The following is a 23902-nucleotide window of genomic DNA, read 5'->3' as shown; positions in this document are numbered from 1 at the left end:
AGGATATCGTCATGGCAGATAAAATATTAGCAGAGAGCCTGAAACTGCAGGCAAAGACAGTAAGGAAAGAAGTGTTGACCATGATACATACAGCTGGTTCAGGGCATCCGGGAGGTTCATTGTCAGCAGCGGATATTATGACCGCATTGTATTTCCATGAATTAAAAATCCGTCCGGGAGAACCACTGTGGGATGGCAGGGACCGGTTCGTCCTGTCCAAGGGTCATGTGTGCCCTGTCCTATATACATGCCTGGCGCTGAGGGGATATTTTGATAAGGACATATTGGGGACATTGAGAAAAGAAGGCTCCATCCTGCAGGGACATCCCGATATGAAACGCTGCCCTGGAATTGACATTTCAACGGGCTCTCTGGGACAGGGAATTTCCACCGCGGTGGGAATGGCACTGAGGGCCAAACGTGACCACATGGATTACAGGGTATTTGTGCTTGTAGGGGACGGGGAAACTCAGGAAGGGCAGGTCTGGGAGGCAGTAGAGACCGCTTCCAAATACCATCTTGATAATATGGTGATTTTTGTGGACAATAATGGACTGCAGAATGACGGCCCCTGTGATATAGTCATGCCAACCGGTGATTTGGAAGAAAAGTTCAGGGCATTTGGCTGTGACACCTATAAAATCAATGGACATGAGATGGAAGAAATTATAGATGTATTGGATATAGTCCGTAAAAACAGTGCCGGAAAGCCGCATTGCATCATAGCCAGAACCATAAAAGGAAAAGGTGTATCATTCATGGAAAATATTCCGTCATGGCATGGAATGGCACCAGATGACAGGCAGTATGCGCAGGCAATGGAAGAAATTGAGGAGGGATTCTAATGTTCGCAAAAAACGTAGGACGTCCTACACGAGAAGCATATGGTGATGAAATACTGGAACTAGGAAAAGAAAATCCGGATTTTTATATTGTGGACTGTGACATAGGTAAGTCCTGCAAGACGGTTGAGTTCGCTAAGCAGTTTCCGGAGCAGCATGTGAATGTGGGGATTGCGGAGCAGAATGCCTGCGGAGTTGCAGCCGGGCTTGCTTCCTGTGGGAAACTTCCCTTTGTCACTACCTATGCGGTTTTTGGCAGTATGAGAATGAGCGAGCAGATACGGCAGGAAATCTGTTATCCTAAACTGAATGTGAAAATCGCCTGCTCACATGGCGGTTTGACACCGGCCAATGATGGGGCAAGCCATCAGGGAATTGAAGATATGGGGATTTTAAGGACGCTTCCCAATATGACCGTAGTCAACGGGTGTGACTATTATTCAACGAGAAAGCTGGTACGCGCGGCGGCAGAGTATAAGGGACCGGTTTATCTGAGGTTTACCAGGGATGCTGTACCGTTTATCTATGATGGGACAGAGGACTTCCAGATAGGAAAAGCCAAGGAAATAAAGGCAGGTATGGATATTACGATTATAGCGAACGGTGATATCATGAGCCGCGCGTATGAAGCGGCAGATATCCTGGAAGCGGAAGGAATTTCCGTAAGACTGCTGGATATGCACACAATTAAGCCGTTGGATAAGGAGGCGGTGGTTAAGGCGATTATGGATACCGGGAGAATCATTACGGTGGAGGACCATAATATCATTAATGGATTGGGGAGCGCTGTCTGCGAGGTTGCCGCTGAAAGTGGAAGTGGAAAGGTTGTGCGGATTGGTATACAGGACCATTTTGGGGAATCTGCTCCTTATGAGAGACTCCTGGATAAGAATGGTATATCGGTACAGAACATAATTACGAAAGCTAGGGAATTGCTCCAGGAATCGTAAGCGAAGAAATGAGATGGGGTAAACTTTGAACATGAGGTAAATGATTATGAAGATAGTTATATTGGATGGCTATACGGAGAATCCGGGAGATCTGAGCTGGGATGGTCTTGAAAAGCTGGGGGAACTGATTGTATACGACAGGACCTGTGTTTCGGATGACCAGGAGATTGCGGGCCGCATGAGAGGCGCACAGATTGTGATAACGAACAAGACACCTATTTCAAAAAACGTAATGGATGCCTGCCCTGGACTTAAGTACATAGGGATGCTGGCAACTGGATATAATGTGGTGGATTGCGGGGCCGCGCGGGAGAGAGGAATTCCTGTGTGCAACATCCCGGCCTATGGGACTGATGCAGTAGGACAGTTTGCCATTGCCCTGCTTCTGGAAATCTGCCACCATATTGGCCATCATGATAAAGCAGTGCATAAGGGAAGATGGGAAAACAACCCAGACTGGTGTTTTTGGGATTATCCTCTCATAGAACTGTCTGGTAAGACAATGGGAATTATTGGATATGGACGGATTGGACAGAGTACGGGACGGATTGCCCAGGCAATGGGAATGAAGGTGCTGGCGTTTGATTCTTATAAAAATCCATGCCTTGAGAGTGATACCTGCCGATATGCTGAACTTGATGAGGTGTTTGGCTGCTCAGATGTGATTGCCCTTCACTGTCCGCTGTTTCCTGAAACAGAAGGGATTATCAATAAAAAAAGTATTGCTAAGATGAAAGATGGTGTAATCATCCTTAACAATTCCAGAGGTCAGTTAATTGTGGAGCAGGACCTGGCAGATGCCCTTGAGAGTAAAAAAGTATATGCAGCGGGGCTGGATGTAGTATCATCAGAACCGGTTAAAGGGGATAATCCCCTGCTGAAAGCGCCTAACTGCATAATCACCCCTCATATTTCCTGGGCGCCTAAGGAGAGCAGGCAGAGGCTGATGGATATTGCAGTTGCCAATGTTAAGGCGTTTATGGATGGTACGCCGCAGAATGTGGTGAATATCTAAAGGCAAGGCTATATCAAGTACTATAAAAAGAGGCCGTAAATCAGAAGCGCCAAATCAGAACGGCTTTTATCGGTTCCTCTTATTTTAATACAACTTGCTTCTCATGTATATTTGGTAGGCGAAACCCATGGGTGCCTGTAGACAAAAGCGGCGCTGGGATGTAAATCCTAGCGCCTTTTTTCTTTTATTAACCGAATTGCGTATAAAATAAGCTTTAACTCAATTATCCGGTCGAAAATAGAATAAAGTAAAATCAAGCAGAAGTATCAGGACTAACAATCCCGGTACTTCTGCTTTTTGTTTTCCGTCTTTCCTTTTCTATTCATTTCTATCCTTTGTCCTGTGTTCACTCTCAGTTTTCAAAATAGAGAAAGAGCAAATAGGAAATCTTATTTGAAAAAATAGAGGGAACCGAAATTCCTTATTTTGTGGAAACCAACCGGATTCAGAATTTTCATCCGACCCACGAAGCGTACCACCTGTTTTTTACAAACAAAGTCGAAAATAACTTTTGTCGGAACAGTTTTCACACCACCTTATTCGGATAAGTACAGGTATTGGACGAAATGCAGAACACTTCTCCAACCTCAACCTCTATGCCGGACTCCTCAAAAATCTCTCGTTTCACAGCGTCAACAATGTGGGTGGGTAGTGTTTTCTCTACAATTTCCATGAGCAATCTTCCATGATTTAATGCAACTATTATAATGCCCTGGTTCCGATATTGAAACAGATAAATTTAAGAAACGAGAACCTAAGAAGCACAATCTCACCCTCTGTCTTAAAACCAATCCAATTCTTTCTAGAATTATCTTTGCGAAACATATGTTCTTATGTTAGGATTAATAGTAGGAAAGCACTCACGACAGGAGTGGTAACCTCCCAGACTTAGTAAAACCGGCTTGCCGGAATACATAGGAAAGGTCGCTGGATGTCCGGTGGACATCCGTTTAGCGAGGACCGAAGCGGAGCGAAGACGGTAGCGCCCATGACAGCTTACGAGATTATTTCAATCTTCATAGGGATATTGGCTTTATTGATGTCCTTTGGCAGCTTGATTGTAGCGATTATCGCCTTTCTCGATAAGAGAAACAAGCGAAAATAAAATGCCCACCCTGTCTGATCCACAGGATGGGCGGTGTCCGTAAGGACATTTAGCATTTAAACCTTGGGAGCATCCACTTTTGGAGTGGGTGCTTTCTTTTTACATTTCTATTATAATCAATCCATGCCACAATTTCAAGTAATTCTTAGGAATTTCCTCTCAAAAACCTACGCCGGCGAGAGCAGTTCGCCTGTTTTTCACCTCATATCCATCAAAACTGCCCTCATTTCCAGCCGCCGACACCCGGAGTAGCCGTTACTAAATTATCAGTCGGCTTGCAATAGTTCTATGATAAATACTTATTCAAAGTTATTTTTATATTAAGACTGATATCGGAACCAGGGCTGGAACATGGTCCGTCAGACCCAGCAGAACCGGCTGAAGAAGGGAGAAAATAGTACTCTATTATGATGGGGTTACAGGGGCTGTGAGCAGACAGGGCCAATTATTTGGGTTGGAAAACCTGTAAACCGTTCTCCGGATATCAGGGAACAATAATTCAAGAGGATGATTGGAAAATATCTTCCAGGCGAAAAGTGGATTTAAGAATATCCTCTTAAAACAAAAAGACGCATTAATCCTGTAGTCTTTGTATTCATCTTTACATGCAGAGCTTATGGAGGTGTGCGTTTTTTATTATCCATTATCCGGACATATTTAAAATATTATAGGTTCACTTAGCCTGCCACTTCCCCCGCTCGCCTACCTCAACGCCCCTCCCAAAACACCCCCCAAATGAAAAAGAATAGACATTTCCCCTAATAAGTTATATATTGTAGAAAAGAACAACCACAGTCCCCCCCCTTTATACCTCCCCAAAAAACAAAAAACTCCCCAACAAAATGAAAAGGAACTATAAATGGACAACAATACTTCCCTAACCATCGAATCAATCATCACCCAATACGCCTCCTATATCTACAACCTTTCCCTCAAACTCTCAGCCAACCCGGACAGAGCAGAGGATTTAGCCCAGGAAACCTTCATCAAGGCCTGGGCCAACATTTCTGCGGTAAAGAATGAGGATGCCATAAAATCATGGCTCCGCACCATCTGCATCAACGAATTCCGTATGATGATAAGAAAAGAAAAGCGTGGGACCATGGGGTACGCAGAGAGTATGGATGAGCTGGAACATGATGGGGAATTCCTGGTGGACCCCAGGCCGCTGCCCATTGATGAAGTCCAGGTGGCGGAGGAAGTTGCCAAGCTGCGGGACGGCTGTTTCCTTGCAATGACGCGGAAACTGACATTGAACCAGAGGATGGTATTCTCATTGATTGATATGTTTGGCATCTCCATCAATGAGACAGCCCAAATCCTTGATTTGACACCCAAGGCAGTCAAAGGACTGCTGTACCGTGCCAGGATGAACCTGGAATCATTTTTCAATGACCACTGCAGCTTCATGGATATCCACAATCCCTGCCAATGCACGGCCTGGATTGAATTCATGAAGGATAGGAATACGTTCCAGGAAAAACTCAGGCAAAAGAAAGCGTATCTGGATTATCAGGAAAAGGGATATGTCCATAACCCTGAGGCAGGCAGGAAAATGCTTTACTATTATCGTAATCTGCCGGAGCAGAGACCCTCACAGGAATGGTTTGATAAGATAGCTGCATTGCTGTATGATCCGTCCTCCTCATGATTTTAAAATAAAATCCGGACCGCCCGGGACTTTTGCTTAAAAATGTCATCTCTTATTATGTAAGGAAAAACATACACAAATAGAAATTTCCAAGCAAAAATACAAAGAGAAAAGAGGAATGGATAATGTTTCAGTCAAGATGCGGGGTATGCTGTGATTCATGCGAAAGGAAACAGGCTGTTAACTGCAGGGGATGCATCAATATGGATGCCCCTTTCTGGGGAGGCGTCTGCGGCGTCAAATCATGCTGTGAATCCAAGGGGTTGAACCATTGCGGGGAATGTGATGGTTTTCCCTGTGAAATGCTGTCAACCATGGGAGTGGAAGAAGGATTTGACCCGGCGCCCAGGTTGGAGCAATGCAGGAAATGGGCCTGTGAAAGGAAGGAGTGAAGCCGTGTCATGGTTATCAAATTGGACATCCCGCAAAAAGCCAATCCGCTTTTTGCCCATTGGGGTGAAACCATAATCTGGTCCTGCCTCCAGGGGATAATGGGGGAAATCTATGCGGACAATGGGGAATATCCCGTGTCTGCAATGGCAGTTCTGGGGGATTTCTGCTTTTTGGCAGGAATCCCAAACCGCGAATTGGTTCTGTACAGGCCGGACTGCTGCCATGATGAAGTCATAATGGTACCTCAAAATGACAGCTGGTCCGGTCTGATTGAATCGTGTTACGGAACCAGGGCTGAAAGGATAACCCGCCATGCAATCAAAAAGGAGCCGGATGTATTTGATAAGTCAAGGCTCCGGCGGGCTGTTTCCTCCCTTCCGCCTGGTTTTACCATCAGTATGATGGATGAGGATTTATATAACCAGTGCAGATTAAACGCCTGGAGCCGGGACCTGGTTTCCCAATACCCGGATTATGGAATGTATGAAAGGCTTGGGCTGGGGGTCATGGCATTAAAGGACGGCCAGCCGGTTTCCGGCGCATCCTCCTATGCAACCTATAGGGAGGGGATTGAGATAGAAATCGATACCCGGGAGGAATATCGGCGCATGGGCCTGGCATATGCATGTGGAGCCGGATTAATCCTGGAATGCCTTGAGAGAAATATTTATCCAAGCTGGGATGCGCACAACCTGGAATCCGTTGCGCTGGCAGAAAAGCTGGGATATCATTACGACCACCCATATCCGGCATTTCTTATCCACCCATATTAGCCGCATACGGATATGATTGGATGCGGTTTTTTGAGGGATGGGGCTGTAAAAGGCTGGGGTTCCTCAATGTTTTTTGCCCGACTCCCGCCTGACCGCATCCATCCGGTAAGCCCCGGCCAGTGCATCATACACGTTTTCAAACACTTCATATGTTTTCTTGTATTTTTCATGGCAGGAAGGCTCATATCTCTTTTTAATGGAAATGCATTCCCTTACCGCATCTTCATAAGAAGGAAAGAAGCCTTCCGAAACAGCGCCGATGATGGCAGCTCCCAGACAGGGGGCTTCTTCATTTTCCGGAACCTCGATTACCTGCCCTGTGATGTCGGACTTAATCTGGGTCCAGAGGGAGGATTTGGCGCCTCCGCCAGTGGATATGATTTTGCTGATAGGGATTCCGGATTTTGCCATGTAATCCAGGTTCTTTTTTAAAAGACAGGCAACCCCTTCCATGATTGCCAGGGCAAGGTCATACTGGTCATGGGATGCGCGGAGCCCAAAGAAGACGCCGGAAGCATTTTCGTTAAAATCAGGTGAATTGACGCCGGTAAGATACGGCAGGAATACCGGGGGAACCCTGTCAGGCCGGGACTCAATTATCTGGTTTATCTGGGAAAATGATACGTCCTTCAGGAATGTGTTCCGATACCATTCCAGGCTGAACCCGCCGCTTTCACAGACAGGCAGCAGTACGTAGGTCCCGGGAAAGGGACCGCAGTTCAGGGGCAGACGGCTGTCGCCAAAGAGGGGGCCGCGGACCATGGCTGCAATGGAAAGCACGGTGCCTGCTGACTCGCTGACCAGTCCTTCCTGGATATTGCCGGTTCCAATCATTCCGGCAAAATGGTCCAGCGTCCCCACGTTAATCTTTGTGTCAGGAGTAAGGCCTGCATTGCCGTGGGCCAGTTCAGGAAGCAGCGTTCCCGCAATGCTGCAGGGCGGCAGCAGCTCCGGAAGCTGTGACAGGCTGACCCCGCAGAAACTGAGGATATCCGCCCAGTAACATTTTCGGATAATATCAAAATAATGTGAAAAGCTGTAGATGGAGTAATCACCGGCCATACGCCCGCAAAGCCGGAATATGATATAATCCTTTAAAAGAAGGTAATGGGCCGTATTCCTGAACACGTCAGGTCTGTGTTCCCGCATCCACAGCATCTTGGTTATGGGCCAGGTGGGAATCAGTTCCGGCTGTCCGGTGGTATGATAGCACAGGTCAGCTGGAAAATGCTCAGACAGCAGGGCGCACTCCCCGCCGGACCGCATATCCATCCATGAGATGGCCGGATGGATGGGCTGCCTGTCCTGCCCCAGGAGAATCAGGGATTCGGCCTGACCTGTCAGTACGATCTGAACCACATCTCCGGCATTGGCGTCCTTCCCGGCGCCAGCCGCCTTCCGTATCATTTCTTCGATGGAACGAAAATACCTATCGCAGTCAAATTCCACAAAATCCCCATCCCTGTCATACTGCACGGTTTCTGAAAGAGTGGCAATCGGGTGAAGCTTTTGGTCATAGACCGAGACTTTAATGTTGGTGGTGCCTAAATCAATGGAAATAATGTTCATAAACCTAACCCTCCTGTAACATGATGATGGCCGTTGCCCAGGCCCCGCTTTATTTTTTCTTATAAAGATTATATACAGAGCTGCGTTGGACCAGGTACGGTTCCAAGGAGAACACGCAGGTATCGGTCCTATTTTCCAGCAGGACAGCATTCAATATGCTGATGCAGCTTTCCGCCATCTTTTCCCTGGGAAGATGGATGGTGGTGAGGGGAGGCATGGAAAATGCTGACAGAGGATTATCATCGAATCCAATGACGCTGATGTCCTCAGGCACCCGCAGGCCGAACTGGGACGCTGCCTTATAGACCCCGTGGGCCAGTGTATCATCAAAAGTCAGGACACCTGTGAACGGCACGCTGAAACGGCCGGATTCATGGTCCCACAGTTCGTTCATGATTTGGAATCCGCCCATGATGGAGGAGTTACAGGTATCCTTTATCATATCATCATGGAAGGGAACCCCATATTCCTCAAAGGCCCGCCTGATTCCAATGACAAATTGGCTGCTGATGGGTATGGTCAGGGGAGTGGTGATGACCAGGCAGTCCCGATGGCCTTTGGAGAGCATCTCGCAGGCAGCCATATAGCCTCCCTGGGCATAGTCCACATGCACATGATGGCAGTTTACGGACTCATAGCGGGCGCCCTGGAGGATAAGCTTCTGGGTAATGCCTGAGAGCAGGTTCAGGTTCTCCGGGTTGGTGGTGGTCGGCTCCAGTATGACAAAGTCCGGCTGCCGCGATAAGACTGTTAAAATATTGGCAAGCTCCTGCTTCTCACTGAACTGGGAATCAAATATCATGGTGGTATATCCGTGATTGGCCATTTCAATGGAGATATTGCGGAAAATATAAGTCAGGGCCGGGTTCTCGATATCATTGAAAATAACGGCAATGGTTTTGGTGGAATTGCTCCGGAGTCCCTTGGCCAGGGAATTGGGGGTATATCCCATCTCCTTGGCTGTGTCCAGGACCAGCCTGCGGGTTTCTTCCTTGACCAGGGGATTGTTGTTAAGGGCCTTGGAGACAGTGGAGAAGGAGATTCCCAGTTCCTTGGCAATGGATTTAATTGTAACAGGTTTATTAGAAGCTGTATCGGCCATAAGATGAATGTATTGTGCAGGCAAATCTGCTGCAATACATAAATTCACCCCTTTCCTTTGTTATTTATGTAACATGGTTATGGTAACATGATTTCATTGGTTTCAGCTTACACTTTTATTACAACGTTGTCAATAGTCGTTTTATAGAATATTTAAAATTTCTGAAAAAAAACCAGTTGTAAAATTATTATAATCAAGGATACTTCTGCTATTTGCACGAAAAAAAGACAAAAAACAAAGCATAATAAACAAAAAACAAAGAAAAAATAAAAATCTATTGACAAATCCGACACACGATTATATGATAATTACAACGTTTGAAATATTTAAACGGAGGCTCAATGAGCCAAAATTTTTTAACCAATAATTACAACGTTGTAAATAAGGAGGGAAATTCATGAGATTATCGTGTACCAGCACCATGGTTCCGGGAAAGGACCTTACGGAAAAGGCCAGGAACCTGAGCCGATGGGGATATGAAGGCATTGCTGTTTTCGTGGACTATGAAGATTGGAACCAGGAACTGTACCAGGAGCTTTTATCCTTACAGGAACGCACGGGAGTCGTTCCTTGTGAGTTCGCTTTTGGGGATGGGATATATGGACATCTGATGGACAGGAATCCTGACATAAGGAAGAGGAGCAGGGAAATGTACAAGCTGGCTGCCAGGATCAGCGGTGAAATCGGCGCTGTGACTGAACTCGAATTCGAATACGGACCGCAGTCACCTCTTCCGCTTTTCCATCCGTATGCGAAGATGGGGAAGGAGGAGGAACAGGAGTTCTGTGAGATGTACCGGGAACTGGCGGAACCATTAAAAGGCACGGAAGGAAAAATGCTTTTAGAAGGAATCAACCGCTACGAAAGTCCCTACTTAAACAGCATCAGGGACTGCAGGGACATGGTTGAGTCCCTTGGCTTAAAGGAGGCGGGTGTCCTGGCGGATTTCTTCCATATGTCCATCGAGGAGTCCGATTACAGGGAAAGTATCCTCTATGCAGGGGAATACATAAAACATGTCCACCTGGGCGACAGCAACCGCCTGCTTCCGGGACACGGGATGACAGACTGGAAGGCCTGCTTTGATGCGCTTAAGGAGATAGGGTACAAGGGGTTTGTGAACCTGGAATGCAGCACCTGCGGGGATCCGGCGGTAACATTGCCTGAAACGGCTGATTACCTCAGGAAACTGATTGGATAAGAAGTACCCGCAAAGTGGGGCGTGCAGATGGCGGGAATGAATTTTCAAACACGCCCTTAGGGAAGGATTTACAATATGGAAGGCTTTACAATCAGGAAACCGTTTTTTGAAATAGGACCCAAGACATACATCTATGGAAAGAAGGCCTTGGAACTTGCCATGGCGGCAGACCGGGCCGGCAGGAAGTACCAGGTGGACATCATATTCTCGGCCCAGTACACGGACATCCGGCCCATCGCAGAAGCCACCAGCCATATTAAGGTATTTGCCCAGCACATGGATCCGGTTTATCCTGGCAGGGGGATAGGGGCCGTGCTGCCGGAAGCCCTTAAGGAGGCAGGGGCGGCGGGCGTCCTGTTAAACCATGCAGAAAGGCCCCTGACCCTTGACGGAATCCGCAGGTCGGTTGTAAGGGCAGGGGAAGTGGGGCTGGCAACGCTGGTGTGCGCAGGAACGCCCCAGGAGGCAGCGGCGGTGGCGGCCCTTGGCCCGGACATGATACTGGCGGAAGCACCCGGACTGATTGGAAAAGGGGCAAGAGGGCCAGGGGACATGGAGGAGATAGACAGGATTAACCAGGCGGTGCACAGGGTGGCGCCTGGGATGATGATACTGCACGGCGCAGGAATCAGTGATGAAAAGGATGTATATGAGGTCATAAAAGCAGGAGCGGATGCAACCGGCTCCACCAGCGGGATCATGAAGGCAGACAATCCATGTGAAATGATGGAGAAAATGATTGCCTCCGTGGCAGCCGCGTGGACTGCCCGGCATCAGACATGCCAGGGCCAGGAACGAGGATGATAAGGAGGATGATGATGGCGGTATATCATGAAATCATTCCTGTTGAGACAGACAGGAGGGTAAGCTTTGAGGATGTGACGGAAAAGGTACAGGATATTGTGGAACAGTCAGGCATACGCAATGGGCTGGTGAATGTCTTCTCACAGCATACAAGCTGCTGTGTATTCATACAGGAGGACTCAGAGGATGAAACCTACTGGCACACGCCGTTGATATTGCAGGATATGGTCAATGCCATGGAGAAAGTGTTCCCCACCTGCCGGAATGAAGGCCAGTATCTTCATCCGGGACCAATCCACACAAAAAATGCAATGGAACTCAGGGACGAGAAGCCGGAGTGGCTCCTGAACACGGATGGTCATCTGCGCTCCGTGCTGTTAGGCCGTTCCGAGACCATTCCCTTGGTTGAGGGGGAGATGACGCTGGGGGAATTCGGGCGCATATATTTTTCTGACATGGACCAGACAAGGGCCAGGGAACGCAAGGTACGGGTGCAGATAGTAGGGGAATAAAACATATATGGATAAAACTAGGAGGTAATCATGGGAATTCTTGAGAAAATGAGGCTGGACGGAAAAAAGGCATTTGTAACAGGCGGCGCACGCGGGATTGGGAAATGCATTGCCATTGCACTGGCGGAAGCAGGCGCGGATGTTGCCATTGTGGATGTGGACCTGGAGGAGGCAGAGAAGACTGCCCGGGAGATTGAAGCTGCAAACCATACCAAAACAATCGCGGTTAAGACCGATATCACCAAACCGCAGGAAGTGGATGATATGATGGCCCGGATACTGGAAGAGTTCGGCAGGCTGGATGTGGCATTCTGCAATGCGGGAATCGGCCACGGTGTCCCGGTGGAGGATGACAACCTGGCTGACTGGGACCGGGTCATCCAGGTCAATTTAAACGGAACCTTCCTGACCGCCCAGGCAGCCGGAAGGCAAATGATCCGGCAGGGCGGCGGCTCCATCATTAACACGGCCTCCATGTCCGCCCATATCACCAACATCCCGCAAAAGGAGTGTTCCTACGCGGCGTCCAAGGCTGGCGTCATTGCAATGTCCAGGAACATGGCAGTGGAGTGGGCGGATAAGAATGTAAGGGTCAACACCATAAGTCCCGGCTATATGGCCACGGAAATGACGCTCAATGACCCTGGACTGGTTCCGTTAATCGGAAAGTGGGAGGAAATGATCCCGGTACACCGTATGGGAAGGCCGGAGGAGCTGCAGGCCATTGCCGTGTATCTGGCAGGGGATATGAGTTCTTATACAACAGGTGCGGATTTCCGCGTGGACGGCGCGTACACCTGCTTCTGATGCAAAATGCAGTTGTAAAAACTGTCATGTAATGTTTGGGGAACAAACCGTTTTATGCAATGATAGAAAATCAGGCACAAAGGAATCCAAGATAAAGGAGAAGGGGAATTATGAGGAAAATATTATGTATGGCAATGGCAATCATGACAATTACAAGTTTATCTGCCTGCGGCAACAGCGGGACAGCTGCCAATGCAGGCGCAGACGCATCCACGTCTAAAAGCGCCCAGACAACGGCGAAGGACGGTTCGGAGTCCGGCTCCGGATCAGGTTCGGAATCAGCAGCAGGAAATGCTTCGGATGATTCTGGATTAATTGTTTATACCCAGAAAACCATGAACCAGTATTTCCATGTGGCGCTGCAGCAGAAGGTGGAGGAAGCAATCACCGCAGCCGGATATCAGCCGGAAGTGGCTAACTGCAACAACGATTCCACGCTTCAGAATGACCAGATGCAGAATTTCATCTCCAAGCATCCAAAGGCAATCATTGCCAATACCGTTGACTCGGACGCCCTTAATGATGCTGCCAACGCGGCAGTGGCAGCGGGAATCCCGGTGGTCATGGTGGATAACCCTGCTTCCACGGCAGTGGTGGACTGCTCCATCAAGTTTGACAACTTAAAATGCGGGGAAATGGCGGCAGAGCGGATTGTGGAAGCGCTGGAAGCAAAATACGGTTCCCCTAAGGGCCGTGTGGTCAATGTTTACGGCGCCATGAGTTCCGAGTGCTGGCGCCTGCGCAAGGATGGCTTTGACGCTGTGATGGATAAGTATCCGGAAATTGAGAAGATTGAAGTGCCCGGAGAAGGTGAGCGCTCCAAATCCCAGGAAGCCCTGACCAATGTAATTGCCAAGTACGATAAGGAAATCGATGCGGTACACTGCCCATCCGACGACCCTGGCCTGGGATGTGCGGAAGCCATGCAGATTGCCGGCATGTGGTACCCGGTGGGGGATGAGGATCATGTGATATTCGTCACAGGAGACGGGGAACCGGATGCGGTCAGGTTCCTTCAGGATGGATATTACGATGCGATTATCGTAGAAGATGCCTATGCATATGGGCCAATGGCAGTTGATATGCTGGTACAGTATATCTTTAAAGGGGAGCCGGTTCCCACCTCCGGAACCTATACCAACGAGGATTTCTATTGGAAGACAGCTGAATTCATGGACGGAGAGACCGGTCCGATCCTTCAGGTCCCTCCTTACGCCCTGGACAGCAGCAATGTCAATGAGGACGGACACTGGGGTGTGGCTGCACTGAAGGCAGAAGGGAAATGACCCGCGCGGTGTTTACCGGGTAACCATAGGAAAGGACAGGTGAAACATGGAAGAAATACTCCTGAAGGTTGAGCATGTCAGCAAGAACTTCGGTGCAACCCAGGCCCTGAAGGATGTGAGCTTTACCATAAAAAAAGGGACCATCCACTCTCTGCTTGGAAGGAATGGAGCCGGAAAATCCACGGTTGTCAACATCATAGCCGGAATCTATAAACAGAACAGCGGCATTGTTACGCTGGACGGCAATGATATCACCCCATATTCTGTCTTTGAACGGCAGAATATGGGAGTTAAGATAGTGCCGCAGCACGCCAGCATTGTTCCGGAACTGACTGTCGGGGAAAATGTTTTCATGGGCATATGGCCCAGGAAAAAGGGCGGTTTTGTGGACTGGGGGAAATTATTCATAGACGCGGAAAAAGAACTGCGTAAATATGGCCTGGATGTGGACCCAAAAGAAAAGGTGCGCAACTTAAATGGAGTGGACCAGAGGAAGGTAAACATCATCAGGGCCATGCATGGCGGCGCAAAGCTGATCATCCTGGACGAGCCGACAACCGCCCTCTCATCGGTTGAGCGTCAGGAACTGTTTGTGTTTGTCAATGAATTAAAGGCCCAAGGGACTGCATTTATCTTTATCAGCCATTACCTCCAGGAGGTGGTGGAACTGTCAGATGATGTGACGGTCATAAGGGACGGGCGTTCCTTTTCAGGTTCTGATGGCGGTGAGCTCAATGAGGAACGTCTGGCAAGCCTGATTGCAGGCGGGGAAGTGGAACTGATAAACCGGGAAAAGCTTCCGGACAACAGCGGCAGGGAACTGCTGCTGGAATGCAGGAACATGTCCGGCCATATCCTTAAGGATGTGTCCGTAAAGCTATACCGCGGTGAGATCACAGGTCTGGTGGGATTTCCAGGTTCAGGCGCAAGGGAACTGTGCCGTACCCTGTTCGGCCTGGAGAAAATGACCGAGGGGGAAATATGGATAGGGGGCAATGAGAAGGTGGGAATCCGCAACCCGTCCGATGCCATGAAAAACGGGATTTCCTATGTCTCCTATGACAGGCATAAGGAGGGAATCGTGGGCCTTATGTCCATCCGTGAGAATATCAGCCTGCCGTCCCTGTACACCACGCTTAAGAATAAGCTGGGATTTGTGGATATGGAAAAATCCAGGGATATATCAGAGCATTATTTTGAACTGTTCCATGTTAAGGCAAACTCCACAGATGATAAACTTAACAGCCTTTCTGGCGGGAACCAGCAGAAGGTAGTTGTGGCAAAGACGGTCAGTACCGGTCCGAAGCTTCTGATGCTGGATGAACCCACCATTGGAATTGATATTAAGAGCCGTGAGGAGATTATTGAAAATATCAATAAGATAGCAGAAGAGGACCATACATCCGTCCTGTACCTGACCAATGATTTTGACGAGCTTATCCGTACCGTTGACAGGATACTGTTCTTTAAAAACGGCAGGTTGGAAAAGGATGTAAGGAATCATGGACTGAGCCATGAGGATGTAATCAACATCCGTGATTCTGTGGGTTAAATGCCATTGTTTGTGAATGTATGAGACATGGAGGGATAAAAGTGAATATAAAATGGTTCAAATTAAAAAGAAAATTGCTGAATAATATTGTGTGGATCCTGCTGGTCCTGGCGGTTGCCGTTGTGGGCGGCCTGGAACCCAGCTTCTTCAAACCTACGATTTTAGGGAATGTCCTTTCACAGGCAACGGTACTTGGAATCCTTTCCTTTGCCCAGGCCTTTGCAATCATGCTTGGCTTAATCGATCTGTCCCTGTTGGGCGTGATGTCATTTTCCGCTACCTGCGGACTTCTGCTGCTTGAAAAAGGCTGCCCTGCCGCGCTTGCCATCCTGGTCATCTTCCTGGTAGGCGCCTCTATAGGCGCTTTGAACGGAGTGCTGATAGCAAAGCTGAAAGCAGTGGCACTGGTGGAAACCCTTGCCGTGAAGCTGACCCTGCTGGGGGCATTCCTGGTCATTACCCAGGGGCGCGCCATTACCAATATGCCGGATTCCTACAAATGGTTCGGGCAGGGAAGCGTTGCAGGCATTCCCACCCTTCCCATTGCATTAGTTGCAGTGTTTGTATTCGTATATATCCTGTGGAATAAGACACCCTATGGACGCAGTCTGTACGCGGTAGGCGGCAATGAGGACGCGGCTTATGTGTCAGGTATCAAGGTTGACAGGATAAAAATCATTGCCTTTACCATCTCAGGATTCCTGGCAGGCGTTGCCGGATTCTTCCTTTCCGCCTATATGGGGGCTGTCACCTCCACATTTGGTACCTCCTATGACATGAATAACATTGCAGCCACTGTAATCGGCGGCGTGGCGTGCAGCGGCGGCCAGGGAAATGTCCTGGGAGTGCTGGGCGGCGTCCTGCTCCTCACCGTCATCCAGGTGGGACTGCAGATACTGGGTGTATCCAGCTACTATGTGCAGATGATTAATGGCCTGATTATCTTTGTGGCAGTGCTTTTAGACGCAGTCAGGCTGAAGACACAGCAGGGCTGAAGGAAATTGGAAATAACCTCTTGCTATTTTCTCCCCAATCCATTAAAATCAGTTGTGGTTTATGCATTTTCATGTATAAACATAATAAGGGTTACATGAGGAGGAAAGTATGAATTACGGTGCATTAAGCCTGTTGCCGCCCATTGTCGCGGTTATCCTTGCAATCAGGAGCAGGAATGTGATCCTGTCCCTGTTCTGCGGGGGATTTGTGGGGGTCATGATATTCTGCGGGGGCAATCCGTTCCTGGCCGTGAAATCCATGATTGGCGATTACCTGTTTGTCCAACTGACGGACAGCTACAATGCAGGTGTGATTGTCCTGGTGGTATTTATCGGGGGATTTATTAAATTGATGGAGAAATCCGGGGGAGCACAGGCATTCAGCCAAAGCGTGTACCGGTACGTGAACACGAAGCTGAAGGCGCAGATGTGCGCGTGGGCTGGGGGAATCCTTATCTTTTTCTCGGACCTGGGAACGCCCCTTCTGGTGGGGCCGGTGTTCAGGCCGCTGTTTGACAAACTGAAGATATCCAGGGAAAAGCTGGCCTGGGTACTGGATTCCACCTCGTCCCCTGTGGCAATCCTGATTCCGTTCATCGGATGGGGCGTTTATATCATGGGGCTGATTCAGGCGGAGTTTGAGAATCTTGGGGTGGCGGAGTCTGATTATACGACCTTTGTCCGCGCAATCCCGTTCCAGTTTTATGCCATCCTTGCAATCATCATGATTCCTCTGGTGGCATTTACGAAGCTGGATTTTTCCCAGATGAAAAAGGCGGAAATGAGGGCTGGGAAGGAAAACAGGGCCGCTGACCTGGTCAAGGAGGAGATTGTCCATGAGACAAGGAATGGATATTCCCTTAAACATGCAAAGCCGATTATGGTAATCCTTCCGATTGTGGTTGTATTCGTAACCCTGTTCGGAACCCTGGCGCCTCTGGGATTCCCGTTCGCAAAGGTGGACGGCAACGCGTTCCGCGTGGCCCTGACCATGGGATATTTCTTTGGGGCAGTTGTCCTGATGGCGTTAATCTGCCTGTTTAAGGTCATGGATTTTAACGAAACATTCAAGGTATATGTGGGCGGTATGAAGGGGATGACAGATGTGGCCATTACCCTGATTCTGGCTTGGTCCCTGGGTAAGATGATCAGCGGGCTGGGGACGGCTGAATTCATAGTCAGATTCCTTCAGGACATGAGCTTTTCCGCATCCCTGGTGCCGGCTGCAATCTTCCTGTTCGGGGCGTTCATATCCTTTTCAACTGGCAGTTCCTGGGGGACGTTCGCCATCATGATGCCGCTTGCAATCCCGATGGCGCATGCATTCGGCATACCATTTTATATTGCGGTTGGTGCAGTCCTGTCCGGCGGCCTGTTCGGCGACCACTGCTCACCCATATCGGATACCACCATCCTGTCCTCCACAGGCGCGGAGTGCGACCTGGTGGAACATATCAAGACTCAGCTGCCCTATGCGGCTGTCAATGGAATCATAGCGTTCATTGCCTATATCATAGCAGGACTGACCGGAAGCGAGGCAGCCCTTGGCTTTGCGGTGGTTGCCCTGGTAGTCGTGATGGCAGTGCTGAACCGGATTACGGCGGCACGTCTGGCTGGTGGGGAATAGGGATAAAAAAACTCCGGAAATACGGCTTGGATGCATTTCCCATCAGGGGACGCATTCTGGAAATGAACCGTATTTCCGGAGTTTCCTATTATTTCTGTATCAGCTTCTGCATCTGTTCGATTTCTTTTTCCTGGACATCGATGATATCCTGGGCCAGTTTCTTTATTTCCTCCTGCTCTGAATAATCCAGGATATCCCTGGCCATATCCACAGCCATCTGATGATGCATGATCATGCCTTCTGCAAATGCCTGGTCTATGTTGTCGACGCCGGAAGGATTGATGTGATGGGACATGGAATCATCGGAGAACATCTCACTGTATTTTGCAAGGTAAGCGTCTTCATTTTCCTGATTCTTCTTTCCTTCTTTTTCGTATTTATTAACCAGGTCATTCATCTGGGCCAGTTCTTTTTTCTGAGCGGTAATGATATCCTGTGCCAGGGTCTCAAGGCCGGAAACTTCCCCGCCGTAGTCCAGATAGCTCTCCGACATTTTGATGGCAGCCTCATGATGAGGAATCATTCCTTTTAAAAAGTCAATGTCGGCACTGCCGGATTTTTCGCGGATCATCATGTCATCCATCATATTCATCATGATGGAATCCTGTTCGGTCAGGTAACGGCTCAGGTTATCGCCATTGCCGGATGCCTGGCCGCCGTGGGAGGAATGGTCCATATGGCTGTCGGCCATGGATGTGCCTTCTGAACCGTTCATGGAGCCGTTGTCCGTGCCGGACATGGAGGAGGATGCGGCGTTGGGATCCTCTGTCACCCCGCTTTCTGATGTGGTTCCGGTTTGCCCCTGGCTGTTGTTTTTCCTGTTCATGGATGCTGCCGCTGCCACGATGATGATGACCAGTGCAACGCAGATACCGATAATCCAGATACGCATGTTTTTGTTCATAGTAAAATCTCCTGTATTGTTAGATTGGTGGTTTGATAATAGATGGGGTTAGTATTTGCTGGTTTCTGGAAAATATACTGGTACAGCGTATTGTAAGTCCTTGCGCGGATGGTGGATGCTGGATTCACCGGTTTTTACGCAAGACAGTGCCGGGTCAGGGAAAAACGCGCCAATCTCCGTATCAATACTTGCAAATAAGAAGTCAATAAGGTAAAATGATACCATAAAACTAAATAACGCAAAGATAAAAACACAGTCCCGGCCGGTAGTCCGGGCGCAGTTCCAAAAATCTGTCAGTAACCTGCCTCCTCGGTTGTCCATTCTTTGCTGTTGAAAGCGAGGAGTGTTTTTTATGCAAAAAAGTAAACTGACAGTATTTTTTGACGGCATTTTCTGGATTGGTATCTATGAACGCATCCAGGATGGAAAGCTGGAAGCCTGCAAAATCACATTCGGGGCAGAACCAAAGGACTATGAGGTATATGAATTTCTTTTAAAGAACTGGAATAAACTGCGGTTCAGCCCGCCGGTGGAAGCTGGTGGGAAAAAGGAAACAAAGGTTAATCCCAAGCGCATGCAGAGGAATATCAGGAAACAGCTGGAAGCACACGGGACCGGGACCAAATCCCAGCAGGCATTAAGTCTCCAGAAGGAAGAGAATAAGTTGGCGCGCAAGGAGAAGGGCCGCAGGCAGAAGGAAGAAGAAAAACAGCGCCAGTTTGAAATCAGGCAGCAAAAGCGGAAAGAAAAGCACCGGGGAAGATGAATCAAAGATAAAAGCAGAAAACACAGCGGTAATTTACTGCTGTGTTTTCTGCTGGTTTTGGGGAAAAGAAATTGAACAAATAAAATATTGATAGTAAGATAAGGTATGCAGGCAGCAAAGGAGGTTTCAGCCATATGAAGATTGACCGTCTCATCGGTATTTTATCCGTCCTTCTCCAGAAAGAAAAGGTGACCGCGCCCTACCTTGCGGATAAATTTGAGGTATCCCGGCGCACCATCAACCGCGACATTGAGGATATATGCAAGGCAGGAATCCCCATAGTGACCACCAGGGGTGTGAACGGAGGCATTTCCATCATGGAAGGGTACAGGATGGATAAAACCCTGCTCACATCCAGGGAAATGCAGTCCATCCTGGCAGGACTCCGAAGCCTGGACAGCGTATCCTTTACCGGGCAGTACAGACAGCTGATGGACAAGCTGTCTGTGGGGAACCATGATCTGATTCATGTTGACAGCCATATCATGATTAACCTGTCCTCCTGGTACAAAGAGACCCTTACGCCTAAAATCCATCTGTTCCAGGAAGCCATCGAGGAATGCAGGCTGACCCGGTTTTCCTATTTTTCCCCGTCCGGCGAGACTTCCCGCTGCATTGAACCTTATACGCTGGTATTCCAGTGGTCATCCTGGTATGTGTGGGGATATTGCTGTCTCAGGGAAGATTACCGGATGTTTAAACTGAACCGTATGGCAGATTTGGAACTCTGCCCGGAGCATTTTACAAAACGTAATATGCCTGCTTATGAAAATGAACCCACAGGCCCGTTTCCGGTAAGGTTCCAGGTAAAGGCCATCTGCCAGCCGGCAGTCAAATGGCGCATCATAGAAGAGTTTGGGATTGAAAGCCTGAAGGAAATGGAAGACGGCCGTATTCTGTTCCAGGCAGGTTATTCCGATAAGGAGAATCTGATGGGGTGGGTCCTCAGCCTTGGCAGCCAGATAGAACTGCTGGAGCCGGAGGCGTTCAGAAAAGAACTGGCAGAGACCGCAGGCAGGATACGCGCACTGTATCAACCGGAGGATGGGGAATCGGTTATTTAGGCAGATAAAATGTATAAATATGACATTCTGTTGTCATGTTTGTGGTGTTATGATTGGAGAAAAATGAGGTGCTGAAGGCAATGGAATAGGATTAGAACCCGGCACGTGAAAGACAAGGAGGATGGCTATGGCTTCAAGTTTAGGATATGTACAATATGTTGCATCCCAGCTGGCGGGCGCGGGCGTGATTACCTATAAGAAATTATTCGGGGAATACGGCCTCTGGTGCGGCGGCAAGTTCTTTGGAACCGTGGAGGACAACCAGTTTTATGTGAAAATGACCAATGCGGGCCATCTGCTTTTACCGGACGCAGAACCGGCAGCTCCTCATGGAGGGGAACCGGGCATGTATCTGGTGGAGGATCTGGATGATGCGGACTTCCTTGCCAGGCTGGTCATCCAGACCTGCGGGGAACTGCCTGAACCCAAGGTGAAGAAGAAAGCGGGTAAAGCGAAGAAAATACACAGCACGGATGACGGAAGGTGATGTTCAGACCCATTCCCGGGAAGGCGTGCACTGAGTGGTGGGATGGAGCACTGGAAACAGGATTTCCAGATTTACCATTGGTTTCCTAAACATTTTCCATTGATTATGTGGTATTATATTTTTGTAACAGAAATGTAATATTTATGTAATAATAGGAGGACATACCATGAGGAAATTATCAGTTTGCCTTTTGACAGCAGCAACAGCCATGGCCGCAGCGGGCGCGGTTCCGGTAACCGCATTAGCAGCAACCGGTACATATAACATTCCGGGAGGAAAGATGATTGTCATCGGCGGCAGCATGAATGGTTCCAACTGTGAACTGCCTGGTTTCCCAGGTGTTAATATCCCGGGCATCAATATTCCAGGTTCCAATATCCCGGACAACAGTCTGCCTGCCCCGGATTTCCCAATCCCGGATTTCCCAGGTAATATGCTTCCGGATCAGCCCGGCGGCATGCTTCCGGACCAGCCGGGCAATCCTGCTCCGGACCAGCCCGGGACAGACGGTTCCCAGGACGCATTTGCCAATGAAGTCGTGAGATTGGTAAATGAAGAAAGGGCCAAGGCCGGCCTTCCGGCCCTTACCGTGGATAGAGGCGCAGCCAGCGCAGCCCAGGTAAGAGCCAAGGAGATAGAGAGATCCTTTTCACACACCAGACCGGATGGCAGCAGCTTTAATTCTGCCCTGACCGAAGCGGGTGTGAACTTCAGCGGAGCAGGGGAGAACATTGCCTATGGACAGAACTCACCGGAAAAGGTGATGGAGGGCTGGATGAACAGCTCCGGCCACAGGGCCAATATCCTGAACAGCAGCTATACCTCCATCGGCGTAGGACATTACCAGAACGCATCAGGCGTTAATTACTGGACCCAGTTATTTATCCGCTAACATACATATGGATTGGACTGCAGTTACAAAGTAAAATCAGGGCGGCCGCACGGATTATCAATCGGTGCGGCCGCCTTTTGTCATAGGCGTGTTTGTTCCGGTGCCACACAACTTATGAAAAAAATTACTATATAAGTCATAAATATTAAAATAAGGGATGCTATCCGTATGAATCTGGAACTATTTACATACAAAACAGAATGAAGTATCATAAGGTCATCAGAGACAGACAACTATAAACGTTGAAAAAGGAGAAGGAAAATGAAAGCATTTAATTTATGTATCGTGGGAGGCGGGAGTACCTTTACCCTTGGATTCCTCAAGTCATTTGTCAGGCTCAGGGAAGAATTCCCTTTGAAGAAGCTGGTGCTGTTCGATATTGATGCAGAACGCCAGGAACCCATTGGAAAATATGGGGAGATCCTTTTCAGGGAGCGGTTCCCGGAACTGGATTTTTCATATACCACAGACTGCAGGGAAGCGTATGAGGGGATGGACTTTGTGTTCATGCAGATGCGCGCAGGCGGGCTTCCCATGCGCGCCAAGGACGAGCATATACCGCTGAGCATGGGAATCATCGGACAGGAGACATGCGGGGCAGGCGGAATGGCCTACGGACTCAGGTCCTGCGTGGACATGATTAAGGCAGTGCACGATATCCGCAGATATGCGCCTGACGCCTGGATCCTGAATTATTCCAACCCGGCTGCCATTGTGGCGGAAGCGCTCCGAAGGGAATTTCCCGGGGACAGGAGACTTTTAAATATCTGCGACCAGCCGGAGAACGTGGTGCGTTCCTGCAGCCGTCTCCTTAACTGCAGCTGGGAAGATCTGGACCCGGTATACTTCGGACTGAACCATTACGGATGGTTTACCCACATGTATGACAGCCGCACAGGCGAGGACCTGCTTCCTAAAATCAGGGAAATGGTTGCCCGGAACGGTTTCCTTCCCCAGGATGCCGAGCAGAGGGACAAATCCTGGCTGGACACCTATGGGATGGTGCAGACCCTTATGGCGGATTTCCCGGATTTCCTGCCCAATACATACGACCAGTATTACCTGTACCCTGAATATAAGGCCAGCCACCTGGATCCTGATTTCACCCGTGCGGACGAGGTCATGGCAGGAAGGGAGAAGCGCGTATTCGGCGAGTGTGAGGAGGTAATCAGGGAAGGTAAGCTGGGGGACAGGTTTGATGCTATTTCCGATGCCCATGCCGAGATGATGATTAAGGTTGCCGAGGCCATTGCTTACAATAAGAATGACAGACACATTCTGATTGTTGAGAACAACGGAGCCATTGCCAATATGCAGGACGATGCCATGGTGGAGGTGGTGTGCGAACTGGGAGCCAACGGCCCGCGTCCCATGAGGGTGGGAAATATCCCCCAGTTCAACCTGGGACTCCTGGTGAACCAGGTATCCTGTGAGAAGCTGATTGTGGATGCTTATTTTGAGAACTCCTACCAGAAGGCACTGGAGGCATTCACCCTTAACCGTCTGATTAACGATGCCAAGAAGGCGAGGAAGGTGCTGGATGCGCTGATTGAAGCAAACCGGGGGATGTGGCCTGAGTTAAGATGATCCGTAGGATAATTTGGA

Annotated in this window: 23 protein-coding genes and 1 pseudogene; 20 read left to right on the top strand and 4 right to left on the bottom strand. The window is 49.0% G+C overall.

All coding sequences use genetic code 11. The features are described from left to right. The first annotated feature begins 11 nt into the window (after positions 1–11). Genes LK536_RS43995 through LK536_RS43985 form a run of 3 tightly spaced genes read left to right on the top strand, consistent with a single transcriptional unit; the run spans position 12 to position 2807 of the window. The gene (locus LK536_RS43995; protein WP_227796058.1) at positions 12–845 is read left to right on the top strand and encodes a transketolase; all 834 of its coding nucleotides are present in this window, start codon (positions 12–14) and stop codon (positions 843–845) included. Further along, on the top strand, positions 845–1792 hold the full coding sequence (locus LK536_RS43990; RefSeq protein WP_227796059.1) for a transketolase family protein: 948 nt from the start codon (positions 845–847) through the stop codon (positions 1790–1792). The genes LK536_RS43995 and LK536_RS43990 overlap by 1 nt, the downstream gene beginning before the upstream one ends. Positions 1793–1838: 46 nt before the next feature. Next, positions 1839–2807, top strand: a complete 969-nt coding sequence (locus tag LK536_RS43985; protein WP_227796060.1) for a D-2-hydroxyacid dehydrogenase — start codon at positions 1839–1841, stop codon at positions 2805–2807. 526 nt (positions 2808–3333) lie between these two features. Here LK536_RS43985 and LK536_RS43980 read toward each other — a convergent pair. Continuing rightward, positions 3334–3480, bottom strand: a complete 147-nt coding sequence (locus LK536_RS43980) for a hypothetical protein (protein ID WP_227796061.1) — start codon at positions 3478–3480, stop codon at positions 3334–3336. 1291 nt (positions 3481–4771) lie between these two features. Between LK536_RS43980 and LK536_RS43975 the strand changes: the two genes are divergently transcribed. From LK536_RS43975 to LK536_RS43965, 3 genes are all read left to right on the top strand, one after another. Then, positions 4772–5563: an RNA polymerase sigma factor gene (locus tag LK536_RS43975; protein ID WP_227796062.1), complete on the top strand. Its 792-nt coding sequence runs from the start codon at positions 4772–4774 to the stop codon at positions 5561–5563. Between the two features lie 125 nt (positions 5564–5688). Continuing rightward, on the top strand, positions 5689–5955 hold the full coding sequence (locus LK536_RS43970; RefSeq protein ID WP_227796063.1) for a DUF3795 domain-containing protein: 267 nt from the start codon (positions 5689–5691) through the stop codon (positions 5953–5955). Positions 5956–5964: 9 nt separating this feature from the next. Next, positions 5965–6729, top strand: a complete 765-nt coding sequence (locus LK536_RS43965) for a GNAT family N-acetyltransferase (protein ID WP_227796064.1) — start codon at positions 5965–5967, stop codon at positions 6727–6729. Positions 6730–6792: 63 nt separating this feature from the next. On the opposite strand, the gene LK536_RS43960 is transcribed toward LK536_RS43965, so the two are convergent. Both LK536_RS43960 and LK536_RS43955 read right to left on the bottom strand, forming a co-directional pair. Beyond that, positions 6793–8298, bottom strand: a complete 1506-nt coding sequence (locus tag LK536_RS43960) for an FGGY-family carbohydrate kinase (protein WP_227796065.1) — start codon at positions 8296–8298, stop codon at positions 6793–6795. A 49-nt stretch (positions 8299–8347) separates the two neighbouring features. Then, positions 8348–9400, bottom strand: coding sequence for a LacI family DNA-binding transcriptional regulator (locus LK536_RS43955; protein WP_025486260.1), 1053 nt, complete (start codon positions 9398–9400; stop codon positions 8348–8350). 397 nt (positions 9401–9797) lie between these two features. Here LK536_RS43955 and LK536_RS43950 point away from each other — a divergent pair, with 397 nt between their 5' ends. From LK536_RS43950 to LK536_RS43910, 9 genes and pseudogenes are all read left to right on the top strand, one after another. Continuing rightward, positions 9798–10601 (top strand): sugar phosphate isomerase/epimerase family protein, encoded by an 804-nt coding sequence (locus LK536_RS43950; RefSeq protein ID WP_120056996.1) that lies wholly within the window; start codon positions 9798–9800, stop codon positions 10599–10601. 6 nt (positions 10602–10607) lie between these two features. Next, positions 10608–10661: pseudogene (locus LK536_RS43945) on the top strand (DUF6783 domain-containing protein); the annotation flags it as partial. Between the two features lie 15 nt (positions 10662–10676). Continuing rightward, the gene (locus tag LK536_RS43940; RefSeq protein ID WP_008718635.1) at positions 10677–11405 is read left to right on the top strand and encodes a triose-phosphate isomerase; all 729 of its coding nucleotides are present in this window, start codon (positions 10677–10679) and stop codon (positions 11403–11405) included. A 14-nt stretch (positions 11406–11419) separates the two neighbouring features. Beyond that, positions 11420–11917 (top strand): secondary thiamine-phosphate synthase enzyme YjbQ, encoded by a 498-nt coding sequence (locus LK536_RS43935; protein ID WP_008718633.1) that lies wholly within the window; start codon positions 11420–11422, stop codon positions 11915–11917. Positions 11918–11947: 30 nt separating this feature from the next. Then, the gene (locus LK536_RS43930; RefSeq protein WP_227796067.1) at positions 11948–12724 is read left to right on the top strand and encodes an SDR family oxidoreductase; all 777 of its coding nucleotides are present in this window, start codon (positions 11948–11950) and stop codon (positions 12722–12724) included. Between the two features lie 110 nt (positions 12725–12834). Then, a complete protein-coding gene (locus tag LK536_RS43925) occupies positions 12835–14010 on the top strand; it encodes a sugar ABC transporter substrate-binding protein (protein WP_227796068.1) in 1176 nt (391 codons plus the stop codon). Between the two features lie 46 nt (positions 14011–14056). Beyond that, positions 14057–15562 (top strand): sugar ABC transporter ATP-binding protein, encoded by a 1506-nt coding sequence (locus LK536_RS43920; RefSeq protein ID WP_227796069.1) that lies wholly within the window; start codon positions 14057–14059, stop codon positions 15560–15562. A 41-nt stretch (positions 15563–15603) separates the two neighbouring features. Next, positions 15604–16557 (top strand): ABC transporter permease, encoded by a 954-nt coding sequence (locus LK536_RS43915; RefSeq protein WP_227796070.1) that lies wholly within the window; start codon positions 15604–15606, stop codon positions 16555–16557. Positions 16558–16666: 109 nt separating this feature from the next. After that, positions 16667–18184, top strand: a complete 1518-nt coding sequence (locus tag LK536_RS43910; RefSeq protein ID WP_227796071.1) for a Na+/H+ antiporter NhaC family protein — start codon at positions 16667–16669, stop codon at positions 18182–18184. A gap of 88 nt (positions 18185–18272) precedes the next feature. Here LK536_RS43910 and LK536_RS43905 read toward each other — a convergent pair whose 3' ends face one another. After that, a complete protein-coding gene (locus LK536_RS43905; protein WP_025486270.1) occupies positions 18273–19088 on the bottom strand; it encodes a DUF305 domain-containing protein in 816 nt (271 codons plus the stop codon). 352 nt (positions 19089–19440) lie between these two features. Between LK536_RS43905 and LK536_RS43900 the strand changes: the two genes are divergently transcribed. The 5 genes from LK536_RS43900 (at position 19441) to LK536_RS43880 (ending at position 23884) form a co-directional block, all read left to right on the top strand. Next, positions 19441–19854: a YjdF family protein gene (locus tag LK536_RS43900; RefSeq protein WP_227796072.1), complete on the top strand. Its 414-nt coding sequence runs from the start codon at positions 19441–19443 to the stop codon at positions 19852–19854. A gap of 134 nt (positions 19855–19988) precedes the next feature. Continuing rightward, the gene (locus LK536_RS43895; RefSeq protein WP_227796073.1) at positions 19989–20918 is read left to right on the top strand and encodes a helix-turn-helix transcriptional regulator; all 930 of its coding nucleotides are present in this window, start codon (positions 19989–19991) and stop codon (positions 20916–20918) included. A gap of 127 nt (positions 20919–21045) precedes the next feature. Next, the gene (locus LK536_RS43890) at positions 21046–21405 is read left to right on the top strand and encodes a TfoX/Sxy family protein (protein WP_008718548.1); all 360 of its coding nucleotides are present in this window, start codon (positions 21046–21048) and stop codon (positions 21403–21405) included. Between the two features lie 166 nt (positions 21406–21571). Next, positions 21572–22297 carry a CAP domain-containing protein gene (locus LK536_RS43885; protein WP_227796074.1) on the top strand — a complete coding sequence of 242 codons (726 nt, stop codon included), beginning with the start codon at positions 21572–21574 and terminating at the stop codon, positions 22295–22297. A 261-nt stretch (positions 22298–22558) separates the two neighbouring features. After that, the gene (locus LK536_RS43880; protein WP_120056989.1) at positions 22559–23884 is read left to right on the top strand and encodes a 6-phospho-alpha-glucosidase; all 1326 of its coding nucleotides are present in this window, start codon (positions 22559–22561) and stop codon (positions 23882–23884) included. The last annotated feature ends 18 nt before the right edge of the window (positions 23885–23902 follow it).

The sequence above is a fragment of the Clostridium pacaense genome (assembly GCF_020709765.2).
Taxonomy (GTDB): Bacteria; Bacillota; Clostridia; order Lachnospirales; family Lachnospiraceae; genus Enterocloster; species Enterocloster hominis.
This window is presented reverse-complemented; position numbering and strand designations above follow the sequence as displayed.

What these genes read in the sequence shown, in the direction of transcription:
- LK536_RS43995 (WP_227796058.1), top strand. Translation starts at nt 12, where the DNA reads ATGGCAGATAAAATATTAGCAGAGAGCCTGAAACTGCAGGCAAAGACA.
- LK536_RS43985 (WP_227796060.1), top strand. Translation starts at nt 1,839, where the DNA reads ATGAAGATAGTTATATTGGATGGCTATACGGAGAATCCGGGAGATCTG.
- LK536_RS43900 (WP_227796072.1), top strand. Translation starts at nt 19,441, where the DNA reads ATGCAAAAAAGTAAACTGACAGTATTTTTTGACGGCATTTTCTGGATT.
- LK536_RS43975 (WP_227796062.1), top strand. Translation starts at nt 4,772, where the DNA reads ATGGACAACAATACTTCCCTAACCATCGAATCAATCATCACCCAATAC.
- LK536_RS43905 (WP_025486270.1), bottom strand. Translation starts at nt 19,088, where the DNA reads ATGAACAAAAACATGCGTATCTGGATTATCGGTATCTGCGTTGCACTG.
- LK536_RS43890 (WP_008718548.1), top strand. Translation starts at nt 21,046, where the DNA reads ATGGCTTCAAGTTTAGGATATGTACAATATGTTGCATCCCAGCTGGCG.
- LK536_RS43885 (WP_227796074.1), top strand. Translation starts at nt 21,572, where the DNA reads ATGAGGAAATTATCAGTTTGCCTTTTGACAGCAGCAACAGCCATGGCC.
- LK536_RS43970 (WP_227796063.1), top strand. Translation starts at nt 5,689, where the DNA reads ATGTTTCAGTCAAGATGCGGGGTATGCTGTGATTCATGCGAAAGGAAA.
- LK536_RS43965 (WP_227796064.1), top strand. Translation starts at nt 5,965, where the DNA reads ATGGTTATCAAATTGGACATCCCGCAAAAAGCCAATCCGCTTTTTGCC.
- LK536_RS43980 (WP_227796061.1), bottom strand. Translation starts at nt 3,480, where the DNA reads ATGGAAATTGTAGAGAAAACACTACCCACCCACATTGTTGACGCTGTG.
- LK536_RS43895 (WP_227796073.1), top strand. Translation starts at nt 19,989, where the DNA reads ATGAAGATTGACCGTCTCATCGGTATTTTATCCGTCCTTCTCCAGAAA.
- LK536_RS43935 (WP_008718633.1), top strand. Translation starts at nt 11,420, where the DNA reads ATGGCGGTATATCATGAAATCATTCCTGTTGAGACAGACAGGAGGGTA.
- LK536_RS43880 (WP_120056989.1), top strand. Translation starts at nt 22,559, where the DNA reads ATGAAAGCATTTAATTTATGTATCGTGGGAGGCGGGAGTACCTTTACC.
- LK536_RS43925 (WP_227796068.1), top strand. Translation starts at nt 12,835, where the DNA reads ATGAGGAAAATATTATGTATGGCAATGGCAATCATGACAATTACAAGT.
- LK536_RS43940 (WP_008718635.1), top strand. Translation starts at nt 10,677, where the DNA reads ATGGAAGGCTTTACAATCAGGAAACCGTTTTTTGAAATAGGACCCAAG.
- LK536_RS43950 (WP_120056996.1), top strand. Translation starts at nt 9,798, where the DNA reads ATGAGATTATCGTGTACCAGCACCATGGTTCCGGGAAAGGACCTTACG.
- LK536_RS43960 (WP_227796065.1), bottom strand. Translation starts at nt 8,298, where the DNA reads ATGAACATTATTTCCATTGATTTAGGCACCACCAACATTAAAGTCTCG.
- LK536_RS43990 (WP_227796059.1), top strand. Translation starts at nt 845, where the DNA reads ATGTTCGCAAAAAACGTAGGACGTCCTACACGAGAAGCATATGGTGAT.
- LK536_RS43930 (WP_227796067.1), top strand. Translation starts at nt 11,948, where the DNA reads ATGGGAATTCTTGAGAAAATGAGGCTGGACGGAAAAAAGGCATTTGTA.
- LK536_RS43920 (WP_227796069.1), top strand. Translation starts at nt 14,057, where the DNA reads ATGGAAGAAATACTCCTGAAGGTTGAGCATGTCAGCAAGAACTTCGGT.
- LK536_RS43955 (WP_025486260.1), bottom strand. Translation starts at nt 9,400, where the DNA reads ATGGCCGATACAGCTTCTAATAAACCTGTTACAATTAAATCCATTGCC.
- LK536_RS43910 (WP_227796071.1), top strand. Translation starts at nt 16,667, where the DNA reads ATGAATTACGGTGCATTAAGCCTGTTGCCGCCCATTGTCGCGGTTATC.